This is a genomic window from Burkholderia sp. BE12 (assembly GCF_002959955.1).
Taxonomy (GTDB): domain Bacteria; phylum Pseudomonadota; class Gammaproteobacteria; order Burkholderiales; family Burkholderiaceae; genus Burkholderia.
In genome coordinates this window covers 115,649-130,786 of the sequence record NZ_PREY01000010.1, presented here as the reverse complement: position 1 = coordinate 130,786, position 15,138 = coordinate 115,649, and the positions used below count along the sequence as shown (strand labels likewise).

The following is a 15,138-nucleotide window of genomic DNA, read 5'->3' as shown; positions in this document are numbered from 1 at the left end:
TTTTGAATGTCGCGAGTATGCCATGGGCAGCCCTTCGGCCGTCAGTCCGGCGTGCGGTCGGGTTGCCCGCGCGCCTTGTACGGCAAGCGCTTGCGCGGATCATCGGTGATGCGAACGAAAACCTGCTCGACGTCCGGAAGCGCCTCGAATTCGCGTTGCAGCGCCTGGCTATCGAACGTCGTATTCGCGCATCCTTCGACGTAGATAAACCGTCGCTGCACGGTGATCCACAGGCTCGTGCCGCGCAGGCGATCGGAACCGGCGAAGCGCGCCTTCGCCGCCTCGGCGATCGACGCGTCATACATATACGAGTTCGGCTTCGTGCAGCGATGGGCGAGCCAGCAGGTCGTGCCGCGTTCGGCGCGGTAGTGCGCATCGTCCGTCATCTCGGCGCGCGTCATCCACGGGCCGAGCGGCAACGGGCATTCGGCCACGTCCTGCGACAGCGCGACGAACGGATCGTTGTACCAGTTGCGCCGCGCTTCGGGCGCATCGGCGTCGCCGGCCTGAGCGAGTACGGAACTCGCCAGCAACATGGTGAGCCATCCTGCAATGCCGATCCGCTTCATCGTGACCTCCTGTTCGATGCGTTACGTCGAGCCGCATCGGCATCGCCGATCGGCCTACCGGTCGATACCGAGCGCCGCCAGTTTCTTGTACAGCGTCGCGCGGCCGATCCCGATACGCGCGGCCGCTTCAATTACCTTCCCGTCACAGGCCGCCAGCGCATCGGTCAGGAACTGGCGCTCCCACGCCGCCAGTGCATCGGCATACGACGCGGCCGACGCACCGGATGCCGTCGACGCATCGCCCGCGCGCTGCTCGGCCGGCACCGCGGCAACCCGCTGTGCCGGCCCCGCGCCGTCCGGCGAGACACGCACCGGCCCGAGAAACGGCGCGAGCGCGCGCGCATCGATCACCGAACGGTCCGACAGCATCAGCGCGCGTTCGAGCGTATTGCGCAACTCGCGCACGTTGCCGGGCCACGGATACGCGCACAGCATCCGCAGCGCATCGTCGGTCAGCTCGCAGTGCGCGGCGCGCCCGTGCTGGGCCGCCAGCTCCTCGAGCGTCGCGTAGACGAGCGCCGCGATGTCGGAGGCGCGCTCGCGCAACGGCGGCGCATGAATCGTCAGCACGTTCAGCCGGTAATAGAGATCCGCGCGAAACCGCCCGGCCGCCACGAGCGCCGGCAGGTCGGCCGACGTGGCGGCAATGATGCGCACGTCCGCGCGCACGAACCGGTTCGAGCCGACCGGCTCGAACTCCTTGTCCTGCAGCACACGCAGCAGCTTGCCCTGCAACGGCAGCGGCATGTCGCCGATCTCGTCGAGAAACAGCGTGCCGCGATCGGCCAGCTCGAATTTTCCGACGCGCCCCTTGCGATCGGCGCCGGTGTACGCACCGGGCGCCGCGCCGAAGAATTCGGTTTCGAGCAGCGTGTCGGGAATCGCGGCGACGTTGACGGTCACGAGCGGCTGGAGCGCACGCGCCGACGCCGCGTGAATCGCGTGGGCGAGCAGCTCCTTGCCGGTGCCCGTCTCGCCGAGCAGCAGCACCGGCGAATCGACCTGCGCCGCGCGGCGCGCCTGGCGCTTGGTCTCGAGGCTCGCGGCACTCGTGCCGACGAAGCTCGCGAACGTGTATTTCGCGCGGCGCGCCTGGGCGAGCGAGCGCTGCGTCGCGATCAGTTGCTGCTGAAGCTGCGCGTAGCGGGAAAAAATCGGCGTGAGCGTCTTCAACTGGTCGAACAGCGCGAAGCCAATCGCACCGACCGTCTCGCCGGCCTCGTTCTTCAACGGCAGGCGCGTGACGACGAGCGGCTCGCGGCCCGTCTCCATGATGTCGAGCAGGATCGGCTGCCCGGTCGACACGACCTCGCGCATCAGGCTGTTCGGGATCACGGCCTCGCAGTCGAGGCCGACGGCCTGCTGCGGATCGGCGAAACCGAAGCGTGCCGCGTAACGCTCGTTCATCCACACGACGCGCGCGTCGCGATCGACGACCACCGTGCCCGCACTCGAATCCTCGAAGGTCCGGAACAGCGACTCGGCAGCGCGCCGCAGCACGTCGCCGTAGTTCACGGGCAGGCGGATCCAGTCGTTCATCATCGTGTCTTCGTCTCCATGTATCGTCGGCCGGATGTCTCCGGAACGAGACGGATTATCTCACTCTGGAGACTCGCCGCAATGCGTTGTCCGGGAAAGCCCGGCACGATTTCGACGGGTGACCGGACGGCTAAAACGTCTCCAGATGGAGACGTTTTATGTAGAATCGTCAGACCTGCACCGGCGCGGGCCCGCCGGCTGCCGGCGGACCCCTGTCCGGCGGCGCAATCCGGCCGATGGCACGAAACCTGCACTAACCTGAGCTGGTCCGCGACGCACCGCGCGATCGAACAACAACCAAAGCCATTAGGAGACTCCCTTGTCTTTCGTGATCGTCCTCGCCGCGCTGGCGTTCCTGATGTTTGCCGCGTATCGCGGCTACAGCGTGATCCTGTTCGCGCCGATCGCCGCGCTCGGCGCGGTGCTCCTGACCGAACCCGCCGCCGTCGCACCGGTCTTCTCCGGCATCTTCATGGAGAAGATGGTCGGCTTCGTCAAACTGTATTTCCCGGTCTTCATGCTCGGCGCCGTGTTCGGCAAGGTGATCGAACTGTCCGGGTTCTCCGAGTCGATCGTCCATGCGGCGATCCGCTACATCGGCCGCTCGCGCGCGAATGCGGTGATCGTCGCGGTGTGCGCGCTGCTCACCTATGGCGGCGTATCGCTGTTCGTCGTGGTGTTCGCGGTCTATCCGTTCGCGGCCGAACTCTATCGTCAGAGCAACATCCCGAAACGGCTGATGCCCGGCGCGATTGCACTCGGCGCGTTCTCGTTCACGATGGATTCGCTGCCCGGCACGCCGCAGATCCAGAACATCATCCCGACCACGTTCTTCAAGACGACTGCCTGGGCCGCGCCCGCGCTCGGCACGATCGGCTCGCTGTTCATCATCGTCATCGGCCTCACGTATCTCGAATGGCGCCGCCGTTCGGCGATGGCGAAGGGCGAGGGCTACGGCACGTCGCTCGTCAACGAGCCGGAGCGCGTCGAGGCAAAGGCGCTGCCGCACCCCGCGCTGGCGATCCTGCCGCTGATCCTCGTCGGCGTGTCGAACTTCGCGTTCACGAAGCTGATCCCGCAGTGGTACGGCGCCGCGTCGTACACGGTCGCGCCGGAAGTGCTGCCGGGCGTGCATGCGCCGATCACGACGTCGATCAAGACGGTCGTCGCGATCTGGTCGGTCGAGGCCGCGCTGCTGCTCGGTATCGTGCTGGTCTTGCTGACCGCGTTCAAGCGCGTCAGCGGCCGCTTCGCGACAGGCTCGAAGGCCGCCGTCGCCGGCGCGCTGCTCGCCGCGATGAATACCGCGTCGGAATACGGCTTCGGCGGCGTGATCGCCGCGCTGCCGGGCTTCCTCGTCGTCAGCGACGCGCTGAAGAGCATCCCGAACCCGCTCGTCAACGCAGCCGTGTCGGTCAGCTCGCTCGCGGGCATCACGGGCTCCGCGTCCGGCGGCATGAGCATCGCGCTCGCCGCGATGTCGGACCTGTTCATCAAGGGCGCGCAAGCGGCCAACATCCCGATGGACGTGCTGCACCGGGTCGTCGCGATGGCGAGCGGCGGCATGGACACGCTGCCGCACAACGGCGCGGTCATCACGCTGCTCGCCGTCACGGGCCTCACGCACCGCGAGTCGTATCGCGACATCTTCGCGGTCACCGTCATCAAGACGCTCGCGGTATTCTTCGTGATCGCCGTGTACTACGCGACGGGGCTCGTGTAAACATTGGCATCAGGGCGGCGTTTCGCGCGCCGCCTTCTCGTCTTTCGAGATCGGACCGCATGCGCACCGGAACGGATTCCGGCACGCGCATCCGGTCCGATTTCATTTCCCTACGCCAAATCGACACGCCGGCAGTCGTCCGAGCCGTCACTCGCCCGGCCGCCACCCATTGTTGCCCGCAGCAAAACACTGCGTTGGGCGCGATCGCATTTTTCGCACGCCCGCGCCGGCCTACACTGGTTTCGACATCGCGCGACGCTTCGACGAACGACGCGCCGCGATTCACCGGAAATCGTGGAGGTCCGCATCATGAAGCGCCTGATCCAAGCCATTGCCATCGCCCTGGCCGTCTCGGCCCCGTTCGCCGCGCAGGCCCAGTCGAACCCGCCGCTCACACGCGCGCAGGTCCACGCCGAAGTCAAGGCGCTCAAGCAGGCCGGCTTCCAGTCGAGCGACTGGTTCTATCCGGCCAGCATCGTATCCGCCGAAGCGAAGATCGCCCGTCAGCACGATGCCGGATACGGCAGCGATCGCGGCGCGTCGTCGGAGTCGGGCCGCTAATCCGGCGTCGGCCCGCTCGACGCTCCCTCGGCCCCCCTCGGCGCGCCGTTACGCCTTCACGGGCTGGATCAGCTTCGCGCACGCCGCCGCCTGCGGATCGCCCGTCGGCAGCTTCCCGCACACGCCGTCGAACTGCTTCACGACCGACCTCACCGACGCATCGTGCGCGCCGCTGCCACGCCAGCGGTTCAGCTGCGTGACGACCTTGGTCAGCGCGCGCAGGTTCGCACCGTAGAACGCGTCGCGGGTCTTGTCGGCCTGCGCGAGCACACTGGCCGCAATCCCTTCGATGCGCGCCGAATCGTCCGGCGCCAGTTCGACCGCATTCGCAAAGTAAGTCGCGCCCCAGCGCAGCTTCGTCGCCGGCCCGCTCGCCGCGTCGTACGCCTTGCGATACCAGTCGAGCGCGGCCGCCTTGTCGCCGCGCGCCTTCGCGTTCGCGGCGAGCCCCGACATGAAGTAGTACGGCGTGGACGAACGCGGCAGCTCGGCCTTCAGCAACGCATCCGATTCGTCGTACAGCCCCGCGTCGGTGAGCGTGTCCGCGCCTTCGCTGACGAGCGCCTGCCGCTCGTACGCGTTCGCCGCGCCCTGCACCGACGCGGCGATCTGTTTGCGCGCGGTTTCGGCGAGCGCCGGTGCGGCGGGCGGTGCGCCCTTGCGGGCGTCGCCGCGCGCGAGCAGCACGCGGCCGTGCAGCGCCATCAGCCGGTCGATCGACGACAGCGTGCCGTCGGTCGACAGGCGCGCCAGCGCCGTGTCGTACGCGCCGCGCAACTTCGTGCGCTGCGCGTCGCCGCCGCCGCCGAGATACGCGACCACGCGTGCCGGCGCCGCGACCAGCACGTCCGAATCAGCCCGCGACAGCGCGGGATCGTGCAGCACCGCGCGCAGCGAATCGGCCAGCGCGGCCTTGTCGAGCGCACCGGCCTGCGCCGGGTCGTCCGACGCGGCGACCACCGCCGACTTCAGCGCGAAGCGCGCCGATTCGGCTTTCGCCCCCACCGCCCGTGCGCGTTGCGCGAGCGACTGCAGCGTCTCGGCGACGCGATCGGCCGGCACCGGCAGCGCACCGTCGGTATCCCATGAATAGTCGGCCAGCAGGCGCCATTCGTCCGGCGTCAGCGACGCGCCGTTCTTCAGCGCCGTCGCGAGCGTCTGCCGCACCGGATGCGCGGCCGTCATCCCGAGCGACAGCGCCTGCATGTAGCGGTCGAGATCGGCTTCGCCCGGCAGCCGCGTGACTTCGGTGCCGTCGGGGCGGAACAGGATCATCGTCGGATAGCCGTGCACCTTGAACCGCTCGCCGAGCTTCTGCGCGCTTTCGGTATCGCCGTCGAGATACACGGGCACGAAGAACGACGAACGTGTCTTGAATGCCTGCTGGCTGAAGATCGTCGACTTCACCTGGTTGCACGACGGACACCATACCGCGCCCCAGTACAGCAGCAGCGGCTTGCCCTCGCGCTTCGCGAGCGCGAACGCGGCATCGACGTCGCCGTGTTGCCACGCGATGCCGGGCGGCAGATGCGCACCGTCGGGCGATGCGTTCGCCACCGGGGCGCCGGTGGGCGCGGCAGCGGCAAGCGCCGCACCGGCGGCAGCGAACAGGCAGGCGGCGGTGAGATTGCGGAGTACGGTTTTCATCGAAGCGGGTTCCGTTGAAAAAGACGGTTTCAGGGGATGCCGCGTACGCAACGAGGGCCGTGATGCGACGACGATGAAGCCGGCCGACATGCGGTGCCGCGCATGCATCGATACGGAAAACGAAGCCGGCCGCGGCGACCGGCAAATCGTTCGACGATACGACGGGTACAGCCGAAGGAAAACGAACGAATTCTCGATTGAATATGACGCGCGGCGTCGCGGCCGCGTGCCGTCACGTCCGCGACGGCCAGCCCTTCATTGCCGCGCCTTGATCCGGGCCATGTGATACACGGACGCATGCACGCCGTCGCGCAACGCGTAACCCGGCGATTCGCCTTCGATGCGGAAACCGTGTTTCTCGTAAAGCGCGATCGCCGCGCGGTTGTCGACAAACACGGTCAGCTCGAGACGCGTGATGTTCAGCCAGTTCTCCGCGAGATCGATCGCGGCCGCGAGCAGCCGGCCGCCGATGCCGCGCCCATGACGAGTCGCGTCGACCATCATGCCGAGCGCCGCCGCGTGGCGCCGGCGGGGATTCGGCTCGGGATGCAGGCCGAGATGGCCGACCACCGTGCCGTCGATGTCGGCGACGAGGCTCACGCCGTGCTCGCGCACGTCGTCGAGCCGCTTCCGCCATTTTTCGAGCGACGGAAAAGGAAGCTGCAACGTATTCATGTACACCGCGGGATGCGCGGCGATCTGCCGGATCGCGTCGACGTCGTGCGTCTCGCTGTGCCGGATCCTGATATCGGTCATGGGTGGGCCGGTTCCGAAAAGTCGCGCCACAGGCGCGGACTGCGCAGGCGCGCAGCAATGCATCGAGCTTAGCCGATTTCACGCATTCGAAACACGGGTGTCACACCGCCGCCCGTCAGGTTGCATCCGCAACGAAACGCGCACGCGCCACCCCCGCAAAATCCGGAAAATTCTGACCGATCACATCTGCGAAGATCGGTAATTTCTTACCATTTTCGACCTCGCATTCGCCCTTGAGCGAATCGTTGCGCGCGCAACGTCACGTACGCGACATGCGATGTCATTTCTTCATCATGTCGACGTCATGCCGCCTCCCTAGACTGGGCGCCGCCCCAGCCCGGCATACGCCGGCCCGATGTGTGCCGCCCCTGGCCCGCGCATCACGAGCGTGCGGTGCGCAGGATCGCGACGGCGAGGCCGCTGCATCCGCGCGACGCGCAGCCGATGCCCCGAACGCGCACGCATCGCGAATCGTCCCGGGGCGGGACGACGCCCGGGCGCCGCCAGACGAACTCACGAACGCTCCCACCCTCACAGGATCCGAACGCCATGACGTCACGCCGCAAATTCCTTCAGCAGACCGCCGGCTCCGGCCTCGCCGCCGCCGCGCTGTCCGCGTTTCCGCCGAGCATTCGCCGCGCGCTCGCCATTCCCGCCTTCCACGAAACGGGAACCATCCAGGACGTCAAGCACGTCGTGCTGCTGATGATGGAGAACCGCGCGTTCGACAGCTACTTCGGCACGTTCAAGGGCGTGCGCGGCTATGGCGACCGTTTCGCGGTGCCGTCGCCGAACGGCCGCGACGTGTTCCATCAGGCGTACACGAAGGCGACGCCCGCCGCGATCGTGACACCGTATCACCTGGACGCGCGCCAGGGCAACGCGCAGCGCGCGGGCGGCACGCCGCACACGTGGGCCGATGCGCAGGCCGCGTGGGATCACGGCCGGATGAACCGCTGGCCCGACGCGAAGACGCCGCTGTCGATGGGCTATTACGACGCGGCCGAAGTGCCGTTCCAGCGCGCGCTCGCCGATGCGTTCACGCTGTGCGACCACTACCACTGCGGGATGCACACGGGCACGATCGCGAACCGCCTGTTCTACTGGAGCGGCACCAACGGCCCGAACGGCGTCAGCCCGGCCGACGGCAACCGCGTGAAGATCGCCGCGCTGAACAACCAGTTCAACGGCGGCAACGACATCGGCCCGTCGAGCCAGGGCTGGACCTGGACGACCTATGCCGACCGGCTGCAACAGGCGGGCGTGAACTGGAAGGTCTACCAGAGCCTGATCGACAACTTCGGCTGCAACGAGATGATGAGCTTCCGCCACTGGCGCGCGGCGATCGAGCAGATGCCGGCCGCGCGCCGGCCCGCGTACGTCGCGTCGACCGATATCACGCAGCCGGTGACGGCGGCCGGCGCGTTCTACGACCCCGCGATCGACGATCCGCTGAGCCCGCTCGCGAAGGGCTTCGGCAACACGATGCCGTACGGCTTTCTCGAAACGTTCCGCGACGACATCCGCGACGGCAAGCTGCCGGAAGTGTCGTGGATCATCCCGCCGTCCGCGTACAGCGAGCACCCGGGGCCGTCGAGCCCCGCGCAGGGCGGCTGGTACGTGCAGGCCGTGCTCGACGCGCTGACGGCGAACCCGGAGGTCTGGAGCAAGACCGTGCTGCTGGTCAACTACGACGAGAACGACGGCTTCTTCGACCACATGCCGTCGCCGGCCGTGCCGTCGCGCAACGCCGACGGCACGCTCGCGGGCGGCCATACGCTGTCGGCCGCCGACGTCGCGGTCGAGTACCACGACTTCACGCCGGCCACGTCGAGCCAGCCGGCAGCCGACGGCCGCCCGTACGGCCCCGGCCCGCGCGTGCCGATGTGGATCGTGTCGCCGTGGAGCCGCGGCGGCTGGGTCAACTCGCAGGTGTTCGACCATACGTCGACGCTGCGCTTCCTCGAGACGCGCTTCGGCGTCGCGGAGCCGCAGATCAGCGCGTACCGCCGCGCGGTGTGCGGCGACCTGACGAGCGCGTTCAATTTCCGCACGCCGAACGACGAGCCGCTGCCGACGCTCGCGGGCCGTACGACGAAAAGCCAGGTCGACGCGCTGAGCGCCGCGCAGCAAACCGCGCCGAAGATCGTGCCGCCCGCCACGCCCGCGCTGCCCGCGCAGGCAACCGGCGTGCGCCCGTCGCGCGCCCTGCCGTACGAACTGCACGCGAGCGCGCGCACCGATGCCGGCGCCGGCACGGTCACGCTGAAGTTCGCGAACACCGGCCGCGCCGCCGCCGTGTTCCACGTCTACGACAAGCTGCACCTCGACCGGCTGCCGCAACGCTACGTCGTCGAGCCCGGCAAGACGCTGCACGGCGACTGGGCCGCGCGCGCCGACGACGGCGGTAAATATGACCTGTGGGTGCTCGGTCCGAACGGCTATCACCGCCGCTTCACCGGCGACCTGAGCCGCCTGGCCGGCGCTCGCGCGCCGCATCCGGAAGTCCGCGTCGGCTATGCGGGCGCGAGCGGCAACCTCCACCTGCGGCTGCGCAACGACGGCGGCGGCACGGTGCGTTTCACGGTGAAGTCGAACCAGGTCTACGGGCCGCTGTCCGGGCGCGGCGGAAACGACGGCCACGGCCATGGCCACGACAATGAAAACGATCACGCCCAGGACCAGGGCAACGGCCATGGCACCGGCACCACGTGGACCGTCGCGGTGCGCGCCGGCGACCAGTCCGAACTGCACTGGAAGCTCGACTCAACCGGCCACTGGTACGACTTCATCGTCACCGCCGACAGCGACGCGAGCTTCTCGCGCCGCGTGGCCGGCCGCGTCGAAACCGGCCGCCACTCGGTCAGCGACCCGGCGATGGGGCTCGCCGACCGCTTCTGACGCCGCCGCGGCGACGCGCGGCGCAGCGCGTGTCGCCGCCCGCGTCGGCGTGGCCGCGAACGCCGCTCGGGCACCGGTTTCGGCCGGCGCCCGATCCGGCGCAGACGCCCGCCCGGCGCGGCTCAAACATCAGAAGGATCGGTGGTTCAGCCCTCATTTCACCCCCTCGAAAATGCTCCGTTTTGCGGCCTGTTCGCGTTAAACTGCGTCAAGCTGTATTCAACAAAGACATCCTTGCCGCCAAGGCACCCACGACACGAGGATAGGTTCGATGCGCACTACCGGCTCATCCGGGGCAATGACCCTGCTCACCGAACACGACGCGGCCGACGGCCGCGAACTGCGCTCGCTCCGGCTCGAAGCGACCGGCGACGGCAAGAGCGTGCTGCTGATCGAGATCGACGAACGCAAGCCCGGCATCCACCGCGAGGTCCGCTACGAGATCACGCCGGCCGAACTGATCGCGGCGATCCGCTCGCACGGCGCCGAGCTGCCCGGCGAAAACCACGGCGCCGCATCGCTCGCCCGCACGCCCTCGTGATTCCGAACGGTGAGCCGCGCGCCATGCGCCGGCTCACCCGCATCTCCCTGCCGCCGTCAGGCGCTTTGCATCATTCCCGCCGCTGTGTCGAAAAAGGCCGATAATCGGCCCATCTGCATTTCCCGCCCACGCGTTTCCTTTTCGGCCAGCCGTCATGCTCCTACGTGACCTCGTCGCCCAATACGGGCCGCTTCTCGTGTTCGCCAACGTGCTCGCGGCGGCGATCGGCCTGCCGGTGCCCGCGATGCCGACGCTCGTGCTGTTCGGCGCGATGTCGGCGATGCATCCGGCGATGATCGGCTCGCAGCTCGTGACGGTCGTGGTGCTGTCGGTGCTCGGCGCGCTGATCGGCGACACGGTCTGGTACGTCGCCGGGCGGCGTTACGGCGGCACCACGCTGAAGACGATCTGTCGGCTGTCGCTGTCGCGCGATACCTGCGTGAAAAAGACCGAACGCTTCTTCGGCCGCTACGGCGTGCGCGTGCTCGCGGTCGCGCGTTTCATTCCGGGATTGTCGCTGGTGTCGGTGCCGATGGCCGGTGCGCTCGGCACACGCTATCGCACGTTCGCCGGCTACGACGCGCTCGGCGCCGCGCTGTGGACGATCGTCGGGCTGCTGGCCGGCCTCGTGTTCTACCGGCAGATCGACTGGCTGTTCGCCGGCGCGAGCCGTCTCGGCCGTGCGGTGCTGCTGATCATCGTCGCGCTGCTCGCAATCTATGCGGCCGTGCGGTGGATGCGCCGCCGTGCGCTGATCCGCCAGCTCGCGAACGCGCGGATCGGCGTCGACGAGCTCGACGTGCTGCTGCGCGACACCGCCGCCCCGGTGGTGCTCGACGTCCGCTCGCCCGAGCACCGCAAGCTCGACCCGTTCACGATTCCCGGTGCGCAGTTCGCCGACGAGCGCCGGATCGCCGACATCGTCGCGCGCTATCCGCTCACGCAGAAGTTCGTCGTGTATTGCTCGTGCCCGAACGAGGTGACGGCCGCACTGATGGCGAAGCGCCTGCTCGATGCAGGGTTCACCGACGCGCTCGCGCTGCGCGGTGGCCTCGACGCATGGCGCGATACGGGTCGCCAGCTCACGTCGCTCGTGGAGGAAACGCCTGCCGCGAGCGAGCCGGTCGCGGGATGGCACAAACCGGCCTGATCGCACCGATCGCGGGCCGGCTGCGAGACAGGGGGCATTGCGCCCCCTTCCATCAGAACGCGTGCAGCGGCAGGTTCACGACCAGACGGTACTCGGTGTTCGTCGCGTCCGAGTAGTGCGCCGAACCGGCGTGCCACATCGCGATGAACGTGACCTTCGTGTTCTTCAGCTTGCCGCTCTGGAACGTGTACGACGGGATGAAGCCGAACTCGTGGTGACGGCCCTGCACCGGCGCACCGTTGCTCCAGTAGATGCTCGACTTGCTCGGGTCGTTCGCCGCGCCGGCGCTGCCGTCCGCACCCCAGCCCGTCACGCCCCACACCATCGCCTTGAAGCCCGGCAGGCCCGCTTCCTTGCCGTAGAACGTGTAACGCAGCTGCAGCGATTTTTCGTGCGGCGCGTTGTAGTCGACGTCCATCGAGTTGGTCAGGAAGATGCCGTTCGTTTCGTTCAGGTAGTCGAAGAACTGATCGCCGAGCACCTGCTGGAAGCCGAGCAGCAGCTCGTGCGGGCCGTGCTGCGCGGCCAGCGACAGGCTGTACGCGTTGTTGTTGATCTTGCCCTGCAGCGCATCGCCCGTGTCGTGCGTCGAGTAGACGTTGCCGAAGCCGGTCCACTTGATCGTCTGCGGGCTGCCGATGCTGTGCTTCACCGACGCGTAGTACTGGTGCCACACGTCGTCGGCCTGGTTCGCGTACAGCGCGACTTCGCCGTTCGGCGAGTAGTCCCACGTGCCGCCGACGTAAGTCAGGCGATTGATGCGCGTGCCGCCGTATTGCGTCGTCAGGTTGGTGAGCGTCGTATGGCCGCGCGCGTCGGTCTTTGTGAAGCTGCCGCCCTCGAGCATCACGTTCTTGAATTCGTTGCTGACGATCGTCGCGCCGAGGAACGTCGGCGGCAGCGCGCGGTTGTCGTGCTGCTCCATGAACGGGTTGTCGACGGCCTGCAGACCGTACTTGACCACCGTGTTCGAGATGCGCGCCTTGATGTCGTAGATGCCCGGATAGGCCCACGCGAGCTGGTTGCCGCCGCCGCCACCCTTCGCGATGTGCACCATGCTGCCGGCGCCCTGCCCGCCGTCGAGCTTCAGCGCCGCATACAACGACGCATCGAAGCCGATCCCGATCAGGCCGGTCGTATAGCCAGACTCGAAGTTCGCCATCGCGCCCTGGACCCACGCATGGCGATGCGGCCCGCCCTTGTTGTCGAGCACGTCCGCATAGTTGCGGAACAGGAAGTCGAGATGGCTGTCGGCAATGAAGCCGTTCGATTTCGACTGCGCCGACGGCTCGTCGGGTGGCGTGACGGCCTGGGTCGCCTCGGCGTTGACAATGGCGTTCGGGGTCGTTGCCTGCGCAACGGTTGCGCCCGATCCGGCGGCCGGCGCGGCCGGCGCGGCCTGCGCGACCGTCAGCGGCGCCGGCGCCGCGTCGTCGGCGTGCGCGACGCCCGTCAGCGACACGCCGGCGAGCGCCGGTAGTCCCCATGCAAGCAGCATCTTCGATGCCGTCCCGATCGTCTTCTGCTTTTTCATCGTGATTCTCGTCTTGTGTTGATGTCGTCCACGCCGGTTGCGATCCGCTTCCAGCCCCCCGGCGAGCCCGGCTAAGGACGCGCCTGTACCCGCGGCGCGAAGATCGTTCGCGCCGCACCTACCCCTGTTGACCTGCCTTGGTTATGTTTGCTGCGTCACTTCAAATCACGCCGCGCCCGCGCGGATACACGCGACGCGCGCCGCCGACCCCTGCCGCACTTCCGGCAGCGGCACGTCCTGCGCGCACGCGTCGATCGCGACCGGACAGCGCGTGCGGAACGCGCAGCCGGACGGCGGGTTGAGCGGCGAGGGCATCTCGCCCGCCAGCAGCATCGGACGGCGAGCACGCTCGCGCGCCGGCTCCGGCGTCGGCGCCGCATCGAGCAGCGCCTTCGTGTACGGGTGTTGCGGCACGCCGTACACGTCATGCCGCGTGCCGAACTCCATCACGCGGCCGAGATACATCACGAGCACGCGCTGGCTGATGGCCTTCACCACCGCCAGGTCGTGCGCGACGAACAGATAGGACAACGACAGGTCGCGCTGCAGATCGCGCAGCAGGTTCACGATCTGCGCCTGGATCGACACGTCGAGCGCCGATACTGGCTCGTCGCAGATCACGAGCTTCGGCTCGCCGATCAGCGCGCGCGCGATGCCGACGCGCTGGCACTGCCCGCCGGAAAATTCATGCGGGTAACGCAGCAGGTGATGCGCGTTCAGGCCGACGCGTTCGAGCATCGAGACCACGCGGCGGCGCACTTCGGCGCGGCCGAGGCCGGGCTGGTGCGTGACGAGCGGCTCCGCGACGACCTGCTCGATCGTCATGCGCGGATCGAGCGACGCGAGCGGATCCTGGAAGATCATCTGCACTTCGCTGCGCATCGCGGTGCCGCGCAGGTGATCGGGCGCCACGGCCTGGCCGCGCCATTTCACGGTGCCGGCCGTCATCGGCACGAGGCCGATCAACGCGCGAGCGAGCGTCGATTTCCCGCAGCCCGATTCGCCGACGAGCCCGACCGTCTCGCCGCGCCTGACGTCGAACGACACGCCGTCGACCGCGCGCAGCGTGCCCTTCGGCGACCACGGATAGCCGCCGAGCGGCACGCGAAAATGCACCTTCAGATTCTCGACGGACAGCAGCGTGTCGTCCGTCGCGCCGGCTTGGCGGCGTTCATCGACGCTCATCGCAGACCTCCCGTCAGATCGGCCACGGGCCGGTGGCACGCGCGCACCGCGCCCACGGCGCCATAGGTTTCGAGCGCGGGGCGCGCGGCGCCGCAGCGTTCTTCCGCATACGTGCAGCGCTTCGCGAACGCACAGCCGGCCGGCGCGGTGCCGGGCATCGGCGGGTTGCCGGGAATCGCGACGAGCGGCGCATCGTCCGCGTCGGTCAGGCGCGGCAGCGCGTTGAGCAGGCCGATCGTGTACGGATGCGACGGCGCCGCGAAGATCGATTCGGCCGGCGCGTATTCGACGGTGCGGCCCGCGTACATGACCATCACGTCGTCGGCGAGGCCGGCGACCACGCCCATGTCGTGCGTGATCAGCACGATCGCGGTGCCGCGCTCGCGGTTCAGCTCGCGCAGCAGGTCGATGATCTGCGCCTGCACGGTCACGTCGAGCGCGGTGGTGGGCTCGTCCGCGATCAGGATTTCCGGCTCGGACAGCAACGCCATCGCGATCATCACGCGCTGGCGCATGCCGCCCGAGAACTCGTGCGGATACATGCGGATGCGGCGCGCCGCGTCGGGAATGCGCACCGATTCGAGCGCCTCGATCGCGCGCTTGACGGCTGCCTTGCGCGACAGCTTGCGATGCAGCTGCAGCGTTTCGGTCATCTGCCGCTCGATCGTCAGGAACGGATTGAGCGACGTCATCGGATCCTGGAAGATCATCGCGATCCGGTCGCCGCGCACCGCGTTCAGCGCGCGCGTATTCATGTCGAGCAAGTTGTCGCCGCGATAGCGCGCGGTGCCGGTCGTCGTGCCGTTGGCGGCCAGGAGGCCGAGCATCGCCATCACGGTCTGGCTCTTGCCCGAGCCCGATTCGCCGACGATGCCGAGCGTCTTGCCGGCTTCGACCGAGAACGACACGCCGTTTACGGCATCGATCGGCGGGGCGTCCTTGCGCGTGAAGCGCACGCCGAGGTTGTCGACTTCGAGTAGTGCGGTCATGTCAGTCTCCGCCGGGCCGCCCCAAGGAGGCTGACCGCCCCTT

General features: G+C 68.2%; 12 protein-coding genes. 5 read left to right on the top strand and 7 right to left on the bottom strand.

Annotated elements, in window-relative coordinates; genetic code table 11:
- Positions 1–41: 41 nt before the first annotated feature.
- Both C4B30_RS13495 and C4B30_RS13490 read right to left on the bottom strand, forming a co-directional pair.
- Complete coding sequence (locus tag C4B30_RS13495) at positions 42–569, bottom strand: BON domain-containing protein (RefSeq protein WP_027781683.1); 528 nt, start codon at positions 567–569, stop codon at positions 42–44.
- A 54-nt stretch (positions 570–623) separates the two neighbouring features.
- Complete coding sequence (locus tag C4B30_RS13490; protein WP_105132596.1) at positions 624–2,111, bottom strand: sigma-54 interaction domain-containing protein; 1,488 nt, start codon at positions 2,109–2,111, stop codon at positions 624–626.
- Between the two features lie 316 nt (positions 2,112–2,427).
- Here C4B30_RS13490 and C4B30_RS13485 point away from each other — a divergent pair, with 316 nt between their 5' ends.
- On the top strand, positions 2,428–3,831 hold the full coding sequence (locus C4B30_RS13485; RefSeq protein WP_027781685.1) for a GntP family permease: 1,404 nt from the start codon (positions 2,428–2,430) through the stop codon (positions 3,829–3,831).
- Positions 3,832–4,140: 309 nt separating this feature from the next.
- Entirely contained in the window at positions 4,141–4,392 is a 252-nt protein-coding gene (locus tag C4B30_RS13480; protein WP_027781686.1) for a DUF4148 domain-containing protein, read from the top strand.
- 48 nt (positions 4,393–4,440) lie between these two features.
- On the opposite strand, the gene C4B30_RS13475 is transcribed toward C4B30_RS13480, so the two are convergent.
- Together C4B30_RS13475 and C4B30_RS13470 are read right to left on the bottom strand one after the other, a co-directional pair.
- Positions 4,441–6,039 (bottom strand): thioredoxin family protein, encoded by a 1,599-nt coding sequence (locus C4B30_RS13475; protein WP_027781687.1) that lies wholly within the window; start codon positions 6,037–6,039, stop codon positions 4,441–4,443.
- Between the two features lie 255 nt (positions 6,040–6,294).
- Positions 6,295–6,795 (bottom strand): GNAT family N-acetyltransferase, encoded by a 501-nt coding sequence (locus C4B30_RS13470; protein ID WP_027781688.1) that lies wholly within the window; start codon positions 6,793–6,795, stop codon positions 6,295–6,297.
- A gap of 549 nt (positions 6,796–7,344) precedes the next feature.
- Here C4B30_RS13470 and C4B30_RS13460 point away from each other — a divergent pair.
- From C4B30_RS13460 to C4B30_RS13450, 3 genes are all read left to right on the top strand, one after another.
- Positions 7,345–9,696 (top strand): phosphocholine-specific phospholipase C, encoded by a 2,352-nt coding sequence (locus C4B30_RS13460; protein ID WP_027781689.1) that lies wholly within the window; start codon positions 7,345–7,347, stop codon positions 9,694–9,696.
- 271 nt (positions 9,697–9,967) lie between these two features.
- The gene (locus C4B30_RS13455) at positions 9,968–10,237 is read left to right on the top strand and encodes a hypothetical protein (RefSeq protein ID WP_006480304.1); all 270 of its coding nucleotides are present in this window, start codon (positions 9,968–9,970) and stop codon (positions 10,235–10,237) included.
- A 154-nt stretch (positions 10,238–10,391) separates the two neighbouring features.
- Complete coding sequence (locus tag C4B30_RS13450; RefSeq protein WP_027781690.1) at positions 10,392–11,387, top strand: DedA family protein/thiosulfate sulfurtransferase GlpE; 996 nt, start codon at positions 10,392–10,394, stop codon at positions 11,385–11,387.
- A gap of 52 nt (positions 11,388–11,439) precedes the next feature.
- On the opposite strand, the gene C4B30_RS13445 is transcribed toward C4B30_RS13450, so the two are convergent.
- From C4B30_RS13445 to C4B30_RS13435, 3 genes are all read right to left on the bottom strand, one after another.
- Positions 11,440–12,921: an OprD family outer membrane porin gene (locus C4B30_RS13445; RefSeq protein WP_105132595.1), complete on the bottom strand. Its 1,482-nt coding sequence runs from the start codon at positions 12,919–12,921 to the stop codon at positions 11,440–11,442.
- Positions 12,922–13,086: 165 nt separating this feature from the next.
- Positions 13,087–14,106 carry an ABC transporter ATP-binding protein gene (locus C4B30_RS13440; protein ID WP_027781692.1) on the bottom strand — a complete coding sequence of 340 codons (1,020 nt, stop codon included), beginning with the start codon at positions 14,104–14,106 and terminating at the stop codon, positions 13,087–13,089.
- Complete coding sequence (locus tag C4B30_RS13435; protein WP_027781693.1) at positions 14,103–15,095, bottom strand: ABC transporter ATP-binding protein; 993 nt, start codon at positions 15,093–15,095, stop codon at positions 14,103–14,105. The genes C4B30_RS13440 and C4B30_RS13435 overlap by 4 nt, the downstream gene beginning before the upstream one ends.
- Positions 15,096–15,138: the final 43 nt, after the last annotated feature.